Source organism: Polaribacter litoreus (assembly GCF_054584775.1).
The window spans coordinates 238311-250315 of sequence record NZ_JBTLRD010000004.1 but is presented as its reverse complement, the minus strand read 5'-3'; the positions used below and the strand labels follow the sequence as shown (position 1 = coordinate 250315).

The following is a 12005-nucleotide window of genomic DNA, read 5'->3' as shown; positions in this document are numbered from 1 at the left end:
GTTTATCAATGAATACCGAAAAAGTAGCTGAATATATTATAAATTGGTTAAAAGATTATGCCATTAAAGCTAAAGTAAATGGATTTGTTGTAGGAGTATCTGGAGGAATAGATTCTGCATTAACATCTACATTATGTGCTAAAACTGGCTTACCAACATTATGTGTAGAAATGCCAATTCATCAAGCTCCTAGTCAAGTATCTAGAGCAGAAGAGCATATTAAACAACTAAAAGAAAGGTTTGATAACGTTTCTGAAGTTAGAGTAGATTTAACCTCAACTTTCGAAGATTTTAAAAATGCTACACCCACTATTGAAGATCAAGATAAGGTAAATTTAACTTTAGGAAACACAAGAGCGCGCTTACGAATGACAACCTTATATTATTTGGCTGGTATAAATAGTGCTTTGGTGGCTGGTACAGGCAATAAAGTGGAAGATTTTGGTGTTGGTTTTTATACCAAATATGGTGATGGTGGCGTAGATATAAGTCCGATTGCAGATTTAATGAAATCTGAAGTTTATGCACTAGCAACTCATTTAGGTGTACCCAACTCTATACAAGTGGCACAACCAACTGATGGTTTGTGGGGTGATAATAGAACAGATGAAGATCAGCTAGGTGCTTCTTACGACGAATTAGAATGGGCAATGCAAATGCAAGATGCTGGTAAAACTGCCGCTGATTTTTCTGGAAGACAGCAAGATGTTTTTAAAATTTATGTTCGCTTAAATACCATTAATCAACATAAAATGCAACCAATTCCTGTTTGTAAAATTCCAGTAGCCTTAAAATAAGGTTTACATAATGAAACGTATTTTTAAAAATCATTTATTATATAAGCAAAAAAATACCTTAACTTGATTTAGTTAAGGTATTTTTTTTAGTTTTAGGTTAATGTTTTTACAACAGATTTGCAGCAATCATCATTTTCTTTATTCTTTGTTGCGCTCTTCTTTTTGATCCTTTAGAGATTTCAAATGGAAGAGAAATAAACATCATAATGATTTTTAAAATTTGTAATAATTTTTTCATAATCTACCTTTTTTGTTCTTTTTCTTGCACCAAATGTACATAAAAAGAATTTAATCTTTCAAATTAATTTACAGGAAAAACCCTTTTTATGAAATTTTAAAAAAAGACAAACAATTGAAAACCAGTTTTTTTTACTCGTTTAACCTATAAAAAAAGGGTTTTTAATGATTAAAATTTGTGGTAAACATTTTATATTTTTATGAATTTCATAAAAAAACTAAAAAAAAATTAAAATTTAATATCAGTATTTTAACCCAATCCTATTCTTATTTTATTAAACTACTCTATTTAACTTTTCAAAAAGTCTCATCTTTAAATCTGTGTAGTTTTTAATAACTTCTAAATCTATGGTTTTAGAGTTATTTTCTGAAGCTTCTCTCATTAAATCAGTAATTTTTTCACCTATTAAAATTCTTCTTAAATTAAAAATCGAATCATTTACTGCTTTTTTTAGCACCTCTACAGCTTGGGTAACAAAAATATTTTTGCTTTCCCAATTACTCAATTGATGTTTTTCTTCGTCCATTAAAATAGAGGTAACTGTTTTTGAAATTTCGTTATTACTGTGATTAATTAGTTGTTCTATTTCAACTTTTTCTGATTGATTTAACTGATGAATGATTTCTGTATATATTTCTTGAAAAATTGTATTCGAAAACTCAATTTCATCATCTTGTAAATGCAAGTAAATTTCTGCAGAAACTGTATTTTGGTATTTTCTTACCTCAATTGTTTCTTTACCATCTTCATTAACCGAAATTATTTCTTCAGAAAACTCTACCTCTTCATTACCATACAATAATAAGATTCTAATAATTTCATTTTCTAAAATAGACAACTGGTTTACTTTTTGAGACGAAACATTTGCGGCTTTTACCACCCCCATTTGTGCTTGCTCTTGCGCTATAAAGTACTCTGGTGGTGGTTGATTTGGATCTTGTTGTGGTGCGTTTTGTCTTTTATTTGTTTTACTTTTTTCTTGACTATTTTTCTTTAACAATTGCGCCAATTCACTAAACAAAACTCGTTCAGAAATTTCCATAATTCTAGAACATTCTTGCACATATACTTCTCGCTGAATAGAATCTGGAATCTTAGAGATACTGGTTACGATATCTCTTATAACACTTGCTTTTTTTACAGGATCTTTATCTGATTCTTTTAATAAAAGTGATACTTTAAAGTTGATAAAATCTTGAGCTGAATTTTCTAAATACGCTTTTAACTCAGTATCTGAATGTGATTTGGCAAAACTATCTGGGTCTTCTCCATCAGGAAATTGAACCACTTTTACGTTCATTCCTTGTTCTAAAATTAAATCTATACCTCGAATTGATGCTCTAACTCCAGCAGCATCACCATCAAATAATACCGTTATATTTTTAGTAAGTCTATTTATTAAACGAATTTGATCTGATGTTAATGCAGTACCAGAAGAAGCCACCACATTTTCAATACCAGATTGATGAAAAGAAATTACATCTGTATAGCCTTCTACCAAAAAACAATTGTCTTGCTTGGCAATTTCTTTTTTAGCTTGATAAATTCCGTAAAGGATTTTACTCTTATGATAAATTTCACTTTCTGGAGAGTTTAAATACTTCGCTGCTTTTTTATCTGCTGTTAAAATTCGACCACCAAAACCCAATACTCGTCCAGACATGGAATGAATAGGAAACATTACACGCCCTTTAAAACGATCGAATTGTTTGTTTTCTTTAACAATGGTTAACCCTGTACTTGCTAAATATTTAATATCGTAACCTTTTGTTAAAGCTGCATTTGTAAAGTTGTCCCATTCATCAATACAATATCCTAAATCAAACTTTTTAATGGTATCGTTTCTAAAACCTCGTTCTTTAAAATAACTCAACCCTATTGCCTTACCTTTATTAGTATTTAACAGAAGGTCATGGAAGTATTCTTTGGCAAAATTAGACACCAAAAACATACTTTCTCTTTCATTCATTTGTGCTTTTTCTTCTGATGTTTGCTCAGTTTCTTCAATTTCTATATTGTATTTTTTGGCCAACCATCTTAAAGCTTCTGGATAAGTATAGTGTTCATGCTCCATTAAAAAAGAGATGGCATTACCTCCTTTTCCTGTAGAAAAGTCTTTCCAGATTTGCTTTACAGGAGACACCATAAAAGAGGGTGACTTTTCATCTGCAAACGGACTTAATCCTTTAAAGTTGCTACCTGCTTTTTTTAGTTGTACAAATTCGCCAATTACCTCCTCTACTCTTGCAGCTTCAAAAACTCGGTCTATAGTACTTCTTGATATCATTATTTAAATTATTGGAAAGTGCCACAAATATAAGGAAGATGTAAACTTTATTAAAAGAAAGACCTCTTCTGTTTTTAAAAAGCTATTGGTAAATTTTTATAACATAATTACTGATTTTGCCATATGCGTTAGGGATTGGAACGGCATCCTTTTTTGCTTTTTTCTGCAAAAAAGATATAGTGGAAAGCCCGTTAAAACGCCCAAATAAAAATTATCGTGTAAATAGTAGTTCTCTATATTTTGTTAACGGCCATAAATTATCATCTACCATAGTTTCTAATTTATCGCAATGATATCTAATCTCGTCAAAAAACGGCTTTACTTTATTACAATAAACTTGTGCAGATTTTAGGCCTTGCAATGCATTTGCTTTTCTTCTTTCATCAATCATTTTATGAGATAAAGCATTAATTTCTTTAATATGATTAGAAATTACCATAATTAGTTCTATCTGTTCTTTTGCAATATCTTTATAGGCATCACCAAAAATTTCTTTTAGGTTTTTGGTGTTTTCTAACAATGTATTTTGATAATTTATAGCTGTTGGTACAATATGATTTCTAGCCATATCTCCTAGAACCCTACTTTCTATTTGTATACGCTTGGTATATTCTTGTAAGCTAATTTCATACCTTGCTTCTAGCTCTACATTATTCATAACATTCATTTCTTCGAACAAATCAATTGTTTTCTTAGAAATGTTTACTTGTAAAGCTTCTGGAGTTGTTTTATTATTGCTAAGCTTTCTTTTTTTTGCTTCTTTTTCCCAAGCTTCTCCATAACCATCGCCTTCAAAACGTATATTTTTTGAAGCTTTAATATACTCTCTAAGCACGTTAAAAATCGCTTCATCTTTTTTAAGGTTTTTTTCTTCTATCAATACGTCTACTTCTTTTTTAAATTCTTTTAATTGCTTGGCTACAATAGTATTTAAAATGGTCATTGGTTTTGCGCAATTGGCCCAAGAACCTACAGCTCTAAACTCGAATTTATTGCCTGTAAATGCAAAAGCTGATGTTCTGTTTCTATCTGTATTGTCTAATAAAATTTCTGGAATTTTACCAATAATATTCAGTTTTAAATCTGTTTTTTCTTTAGGTGATAACTTTCCTTTGGTAACATTTTCTAATTCGTCTAAAACTCTAGATAATTGACTGCCAATAAATACTGATATAATTGCAGGTGGTGCTTCATTGGCTCCTAACCTGTGATCGTTACTTGCAGATGCAATTGATGCTCTTAACAATTCTTCATTTTCATGAACTGCTTTTATAGTGTTTACAAAAAAGGTTAAAAATTGTAAGTTTTTCATTGGTGTTTTACCAGGACTTAGCAAGTTTGTGCCTTCAATTGTAGACAAAGACCAATTGTTGTGTTTGCCAGAACCATTGATACCTACAAATGGTTTTTCGTGAAATAGAACTTTGAAATGATGTCGTTTCGAGACCTTTTCCATAACATCCATTAATAAAGAATTATGATCTACTGCCAGGTTGGCTTCTTCAAAAATAGGTGCTAATTCAAATTGATTAGGAGCCACTTCATTATGTCTTGTTTTTACAGGAATACCTAATAACATACATTCTTGCTCTAAATCTTGCATAAAACTCATGGCTCTAGCAGGAATACTTCCAAAATAATGGTCGTCTAATTGCTGTCCTTTTGCAGGTATATGACCAACTAATGTTCTACCCGTCATTAAAATATCTGGTCTAGACAATGCAAGTGCATCATCAATTAAAAAATATTCTTGCTCCCAGCCCAAAGTTGCATTTACTTTTGTGGCATTTTTATCAAAATACCTACAAACCGCAGTTGCGTGTGTATCTATAGCTTGTAAAGCTCTTAATAAAGGAGTTTTATTATCTAAAGCTTCGCCAGTGTAAGACACAAAAATAGTAGGTATGCACAAAGTTGTTTCGTAAATAAAGGCTGGTGATGTAGGATCCCAAGCTGTGTAACCTCTGGCTTCAAAAGTATTTCTGATGCCTCCGTTAGGAAAACTAGATGCGTCTGGCTCTTGTTGCACAAGCTGCTCTCCATCAAATTTTTCCATTGCTAAACTACCGTTAATAGATTCAAAAAAAGCATCATGTTTTTCTGCAGTGGCTCCAGTTAATGGTTGAAACCAGTGTGTATAATGTGTTGCACCTTTAGCAATTGCCCAATCTTTCATACTTACAGCAACCTGATCTGCAATTTTTCGGTCTATTTTGGTACCTTTTTCGATAGCATTCATAACACTTTGATAAGCGGTTCTTGTAAGATATTGTTGCATAGCACGCGTGTTAAATACATTTTTACCGAATAAAACTGATCTTTTTTCATCTTCGTTTACTTTTATGGCTGTTCTATGTTGGGTTTCTTGTAAAGCAGAAAATCTAATTGTTGACATAATATGATTTTTTACGGTTTTTTTTTATTTTTTAAACAAATATACCCTATAAAAAATAGGGATAAAATTATTTTTTATTGATTTTCAATTTTTTACCCCCATTTTTTTTGATATCTATTTAAAATATTTCATTTTTGTGTAATTAACATTTCACATTATAATAACAATTATGGCAAAAATTAAATTAGAATACATTTGGTTAGATGGATATTTTCCAACTCAAAACATGAGAAGTAAAACCAAAGTTGAAGAGCATGAAGATTTTAAAGGAACTGTTGAAGAATTAGGGATGTGGTCTTTTGATGGCTCATCAACAAAACAAGCCTCAGGAGGTTCTTCTGACTGTTTATTAAAACCAGTTGCTATTTATCCAGATCCTGCAAGAATTAATGGTTACTTAGTAATGACAGAGGTTTTAAATGCAGATGGTACTCCTCACGTTTCTAATGGTAGAGCTACTATTGATGATGATGATAATGATTTCTGGTTTGGTTTTGAGCAAGAATACTTCATTATGGATAAAGCTACTCAATTACCTTTAGGTTTCCCTGTAGGTGGTTATCCTGCTCCACAAGGAATGTATTACTGTTCTGTAGGTGGTAGAAATACTCATGGTAGAGGCTTAGTAGAAGAGCATGCAGATTTATGTATTGATGCTGGTTTAAACTTTGAAGGTATTAATCAAGAAGTTGCATCTGGACAATGGGAATTCCAATTGTTTGCAAAAGGAGCTAAAAAAGCTGGAGATGAAATTTGGATTGCGCGTTATTTATTAGATAGACTAACTGAAAAATACGGTTACTACATAGATTATCATCCAAAACCATTAGGTAAAGATATGGACTGGAATGGTTCTGGTATGCACGCAAACTTCTCTAACTCTATTTTAAGAGAATGTGGTTCTGCAGAGAAGTATGCTGAAATTTGTGAAGCGTTTAGACCAGTTGTAGACGAGCATATTGCTGTTTATGGTGAGTTTAACGATCAACGTTTAACTGGTTTACACGAAACTGCTGCAATTACTGATTTCTCTTGGGGAGTTTCAGATAGAGGAGCATCTATCCGTATTCCAATTATCGCTGTAGAAAAAGGATATAAAGGTTGGTTAGAAGATAGAAGACCTGCTTCTAACGCAGATCCATATAAAATTGCTGCAAGAATTATTAAAACGGTTAAGCCAATTAAATAATCTTACGTTTTTTTTTAAAACAAAAGAGGTCGTCTAAAAAGTAATTTTTAGGCGATTTTCTTTTTTGTATATTTTAGTTTCTTGCTTTAATTTTTCTTTTGTTTTTTTTTAAAAGTTTAGTTTAAAAAAAGTAAAAGTGATTTTATATCGCTAAACTGAACTTATTCAAGTTATGTGCTATTGCAATTAACCCTATTTCTACACATAGAGCTTGTTCTATTTTACGTGAGGTGTATAAATTAAGCAAATAGGCATAGATAATTACTTTGAGTAACATTCTTAGATGATAACCTGAGGTGCCTCCTCCTTTATAACTTTGCGTTAAACTACTAATATCAACTTGGTCTATAATTGTATTTACAATTCGAAGGGGAAGATTTTTGGGGACTAAATCATCATAACTGGATGGTAAAAGATTTGGTTGTTCTTGAGTATAGGTTTTAAAAACTACTTTTCTATTGATTATTAAAAATAAGAAATATCAAAAAAACACAAAAAAAAAGACTATCTTTTCAAAAGGCCTCTTTTTTTTGTAAGAATAAATATTATTATTTTAAAACATTTGAACAATGTTTACCATAACCTAGTTCTTTTAAAATCAAATACCACTACTATTATAAAATCATAAATTCTTAAAATATTCATGTTAAATTAAATAAAACGCTTTACTTCCATTCATTTGGGACTATAGCGTTTTTTTTTAGATCAAAAACGCTAAACTTAAAATAGGTTAAAAATTAAATTTGTTTTTCTATTTTGAGCAACTCAAAAAGATAATTTTAGCGTATTTGAACATTTAACTTTAACTTACTACACCTTATGAATAAGTGCATTTGTTTCTTTAGATATTTTTTCCTGATTTTTATTTCTTTTAATGTCTTTTCTCAAGAAAACTTAAATTTTAATAAAATTCTTCATGAAAGAGGTTTGGCTCACTCAGATGTTACTTCTATCATTCAAGACAATCAAGATTTTATCTGGTTTGGTACTTTAGGAGGTTTAAATAGATTTGATGGATATGACTTAAAAACATATTCAAATCAAAACTCACCATTTGAAAGTGTATATAAAAATAGAATCCAAAAAATCATTCAATCCAAAAAACTACTTTGGTTGGTAACAGAAGGAGGTGTAGAATGTTTTAATAAAATTAAAGAAAAATACCTTAATCTCGAGTGGAGGTTTAATGATAATTCATCCTTAGAAAACACAAAATTATCGTCTGTTTATATCTCTAAAAATAATATTTTGTATGTACTTTCAGACAAATACTTCAAGGCATTTCAAATTCAAAAAAAAGAAGATGACTCATTAGTTTTAAATGAAAAATTTTTGAAAGGTGTTCAAGAAAACACCAATTATGTAGACATGCAAGAAGACTCTAATGGATTACTTTGGGTGGTATCTAACAAAGGGTTGTTTAATGTAAATGAAAATAAAGGAAATATTGATATTAAAAAAATTATCGTTCAAGGTATTGTTAAAAACTACCAGCAATTTACAGGTATTTCTACTCAAGAAACAAATTACCTACTTTTAGGTACACAAAACGGATTTATAAAAGCAAACACTTCTGTTTTTGATAAAAAAGAACAGAAATCTGTTTCGGCAACTTACTATCAAATAAATTTTCCTGTTTTAAGCGCAAATATTATTCCAGACGCACCATTTTTTGTAAGTTCTTTTCAAAAAGGATTAAATAAAAATTATTGGATTGGAAGTACTTATGGCTTAGTAAAAGCAACGTTAAAAGGTAATGAATATAATTTTACTTTTTTTAATGAAAACAATTCAAATTTGTCAACAAGTACAGTTGTAGGCTTGTTAAAGGATAAGGCTAATTGCTTGTGGGTTTCTAACTATGAAGGTGGAGTTTATTATCTAGACTTAGGAAAAAAAGGTTTTAAATCTATAGTTCATAACCAGAATTCAGAGAATTCAATTTCAGAAAATTATGTTAGGGCAATAGTAGAAGATAAAAAAGGAAATGTATGGCTAGGCACAGAAAAAACAGGTTTAAATTACTATGATTTTAAAAACAATAAAGTAACTAAATTTAAGCAATCTAGTGATGCTAAATCACTATCGAGTAATAAAGTAAGAAGTTTATTAATTGATCAAAAAGACAGATTGTGGGTGGGTACTTTTGAGGGGATTAACATCTATTCAAAACAACAAAATTCATTCTTTAAAATATCGTCAGATAAACCAGGAAACAAAGGACTTTCGCAAAAAATAATTTTTAGTATGGCCGAAGATAAATTTGGCAATATTTGGGCAGGTTCTTGGGTAAATGGTTTAAATAGAATTCGCTATAACAACCCAAATGATTACGAAGTTGAAAAAATTTACAAAAAAGAAGGCGATTCTTATGGACTATCATCAAGCGTTATTACTTTTATTTATGCAGATGATTTTTACCCAGAAGTTTTAGTTGGCACAAATAATGGGTTAAATCATATTTTTTTAAAGGAAGATGGTAGTATAAAAGAAATTTTACATTACGAAGGAAATGAGTCGTACAATAAATCCATTAGTTCTAATTGGGTTTGGCCAATTGTAAGACAAAATGATTCTATTTTTTGGGTGGGAACTTTAGGTGGTGGCTTAAACAAACTAACTGTAAATTCTAAATTAAAAAATGGTTACTCAGCAAAGCACTATTCTATAAAAGAAGGCGCATCGTCATCAGATATTGAAACCATTTTATTAGATGCAAAGAAAAACGAATTATGGCTTGGAGGTAAGGGTATTTCTAGATTTAACATAGAAAAAGAAACCTTTATCAATTACGATAAAACAGATGGTTTAGTAGGGAATAGCTTTAAAGTTGGGGCTTCTTGTAAAGGCGATAGTGGCCGATTTTATTTTGGTAGCACAGAAGGGGTAAGCTATTTTTATCCTAATGAAATACAAACCAATAATTTTGATACAAATGTAGTTTTAACCAACTTATATGTAAATAACGAATTAGTAGAAATTGGCGATACAGATTCTGATCATCAAATTTTTAATCAAACGTTTAACACATTAGATGAAATAGAATTAAATCATTTAGAAAATAATTTTCAGATACAATTTTCTTCATTGCATTATGCAAACCCAAAGAGAACACAGTTTAAATATAGATTGATAGATTATAATAAAGATTGGATTTTTACAAACTCAACAGATAGAAAAGCTAGCTATTCTAATTTACCTTATGGAGATTATTTGTTTGAAGTTAGTGCTACAAATAATGATGGTGTTTGGTCTAAAAACATTAAGCAATTAAAAATAAAAATATTAGCACCTTGGTGGTTTACAAATTTTGCTCTAGTATGTTATGCACTTTTATTCTTATTAATTTTACTACTAAGCTACTACCTAATAATCAGATGGTTTGGATTAAAGAAAGCGTATGAAGTATCCGTAATTCAAGACCAAGAAAAAGAAAAGCTATATCAATTAACAGGGCAGTTTTTTACAAATATTTCTCACGAATTTAAAACCCCATTAACATTGATTTTAAATCCTTTAGAAAAATTGATAAACGAAAGTGATATCAACAAGTATAAAAAAGAAAAGTACTACCAACTTATGTACAAAAACGCAAAACGTTTGTTACGATTAATTAACGAATTGGTAGATTACAGAAAAGTAAATTCAACTGCATTTAAGTTAAATGCAAAACCTTATCATCTAAATCCTTTCTTTGAAGATATTAGAGAATCTTTTAAATCAGCCATAGAAAAAAAAGAAATTAACTACACTTATATCAACAATTTAGAGTCAGATAAATTACAATTTGACAGAACAGTTTTAGAAAAAATAATTTTCAACATTCTTGGCAATGCTATAAAATTTAGTCCAGAAAACAGTAAAATTACTATTAAATTAAACTCAAAAGACGAAGAGAATCATCATGAGAAGTATTCAAATGTAAAACATATTAAAAATGAATTTGTGGCTAATTCTTACATTTATATGTCTATTGAAGATGAAGGAAAAGGAATTGATGAAGTATCTATAATGCATATTTTTGATCGGTTTTTTCAAGGTGATAACAATGCAGATATCCAAGGCTCTGGTATTGGTTTAACATTAGTAAAAAGTCTGGTAGACATTCATAAAATGAATCTCTCTGTTTATAGTGAAGAAGGTGTAGGAACTAAATTTGTAGTAGAAATTCCAGATATTGATTATAGAGAAATCTTTGGTTATGCTAATAATCATTCATCAGTAAAATTATCTAAAAGTGCTTTGAGTCCTTTAATTCCTAATGATGATGTAGAAATCAATAGCAAAGTAGAATTGTTCGAAAACTTCACAAAACCAAAAGTTTTATTAGTAGAAGACAATGTAGAATTAAGGGGTTTTATTAAAGACGATTTTGATGCTGATTATCATATAATAGAAGCTTCAAACGGAGCAGAAGCTTTAGAATTATTAGATCAACATCAAATTCAGGTAATAATAAGCGATATAATGATGCCTATTATGGATGGTGTTTCATTCTGTGCAGAAGTAAAACAAAGCGAAAAGTACAGAAACATCCCTTTTATTTTACTATCTGCCAAATACAATGTACAAAGTCAAATTGAAGGAGCACAATCTGGAGCAGACATATACTTATCGAAACCTTTTAGTTTAGAAGTACTAAACTTAACAGTACTAAACGTGTTAAAATCTAGAAAGCTAATAAAAGAATCTTCTTTAGAAAAAACTTTCGAAGAAGCTAGAAAAAATGTACAAGGCAATTTAGAAGATGAATTTTTAAAACAAGTAATAGATTGTATAGATGATCATATTGATAATGTAAATTTTGATGTTGTAATGCTATGTAAATTACTAGGTGTTAGTAAAACAAAACTATATGCTAAAGTAAAAGCAGTTACCTCAGAATCTGTGGGAAGCTTAATAAGAAGTATAAGACTAAAAAAAGCTGCTCAAATACTTTCTAGTACAGATTTAAATGTGATTCAAGTAATGGATAAAGTAGGTATTCAAAGTCAATCTCACTTTACCAAAAGCTTCAAAAAACAATTTGGTGTAACTCCAACTGAATTTGTAAAAAATCTTAAAACCAAAGCTTCATAACCCAATTAACTTATTACGTA

At 29.9% G+C, this 12005-nt stretch carries 7 protein-coding genes; 3 read left to right on the top strand and 4 right to left on the bottom strand.

The features are described from left to right. Positions 1 to 8: 8 nt before the first annotated feature. The gene (gene nadE, locus ACW9UN_RS04785) at positions 9 to 797 is read left to right on the top strand and encodes an NAD(+) synthase (protein WP_459484373.1); all 789 of its coding nucleotides are present in this window, start codon (positions 9 to 11) and stop codon (positions 795 to 797) included. A gap of 106 nt (positions 798 to 903) precedes the next feature. Here the strand turns inward: nadE and ACW9UN_RS04780 are convergent, their stop codons facing one another. The 3 genes from ACW9UN_RS04780 to ACW9UN_RS04770 all read right to left on the bottom strand — a co-directional run bounded on the left by ACW9UN_RS04780 (position 904) and on the right by ACW9UN_RS04770 (position 5717). Next, entirely contained in the window at positions 904 to 1035 is a 132-nt protein-coding gene (locus ACW9UN_RS04780) for a hypothetical protein (protein WP_459484371.1), read from the bottom strand. A gap of 274 nt (positions 1036 to 1309) precedes the next feature. Continuing rightward, positions 1310 to 3322, bottom strand: coding sequence for a DNA primase (gene dnaG / locus ACW9UN_RS04775; protein WP_459484370.1), 2013 nt, complete (start codon positions 3320 to 3322; stop codon positions 1310 to 1312). A 211-nt stretch (positions 3323 to 3533) separates the two neighbouring features. After that, complete coding sequence (locus ACW9UN_RS04770) at positions 3534 to 5717, bottom strand: glutamine synthetase III family protein (protein ID WP_459484368.1); 2184 nt, start codon at positions 5715 to 5717, stop codon at positions 3534 to 3536. A 169-nt stretch (positions 5718 to 5886) separates the two neighbouring features. Here ACW9UN_RS04770 and ACW9UN_RS04765 point away from each other — a divergent pair, with 169 nt between their 5' ends. After that, a complete protein-coding gene (locus ACW9UN_RS04765) occupies positions 5887 to 6906 on the top strand; it encodes a glutamine synthetase beta-grasp domain-containing protein (protein WP_459484366.1) in 1020 nt (339 codons plus the stop codon). A gap of 142 nt (positions 6907 to 7048) precedes the next feature. On the opposite strand, the gene ACW9UN_RS17260 is transcribed toward ACW9UN_RS04765, so the two are convergent. Continuing rightward, positions 7049 to 7369 (bottom strand): transposase, encoded by a 321-nt coding sequence (locus tag ACW9UN_RS17260; protein WP_518525015.1) that lies wholly within the window; start codon positions 7367 to 7369, stop codon positions 7049 to 7051. A 356-nt stretch (positions 7370 to 7725) separates the two neighbouring features. Here ACW9UN_RS17260 and ACW9UN_RS04755 point away from each other — a divergent pair, with 356 nt between their 5' ends. Further along, positions 7726 to 11985, top strand: coding sequence for a hybrid sensor histidine kinase/response regulator transcription factor (locus ACW9UN_RS04755; RefSeq protein ID WP_459484365.1), 4260 nt, complete (start codon positions 7726 to 7728; stop codon positions 11983 to 11985). Positions 11986 to 12005: the final 20 nt, after the last annotated feature.